Below are 350 nucleotides of genomic sequence, written 5' to 3' on the forward strand. Positions count from 1 at the left end.
CCCCAACAACATCACCCGATGGCCCAACGGAACGGCCTGGAAATGTTCCGACAAACAACGCGACCTCGTCCTGAAAATCGTTGCTGAGAACCAGCTCGATAAGAAAGGCGTCGAAGCTCTGGCAGTAGAGCGCTTCGGTAAAGGGGTGCGGCTGCTCAATAAGATGGAGGCATCTGGTCTCATCGACGAGCTACTGGACCGATATGGCGGAAAGCAGAAAGGCGGTGGCAATAGTCGCAACCGCTCTGCCTACTCCGGGGGCAACCGAAGGAGGGCGGCGTGATGCTGGCCTTCCCGGAACACATCAGCCCCTCGGCGGCGAAGTCGTATCTGAGCTGCTCGCTTCGCTT

At 58.6% G+C, this 350-nt stretch carries 1 pseudogene; it reads left to right on the forward strand.

Annotated elements, in window-relative coordinates:
• Positions 1 to 283: pseudogene (locus tag JIN78_RS17055) on the forward strand (hypothetical protein); the annotation flags it as partial.
• Between the last annotated feature and the right edge of the window lie 67 nt (positions 284 to 350).

The sequence above is a fragment of the Roseibacillus ishigakijimensis genome, from assembly GCF_016595415.1.
Classification (GTDB): Bacteria; Verrucomicrobiota; Verrucomicrobiia; order Verrucomicrobiales; family Akkermansiaceae; genus Roseibacillus; species Roseibacillus ishigakijimensis.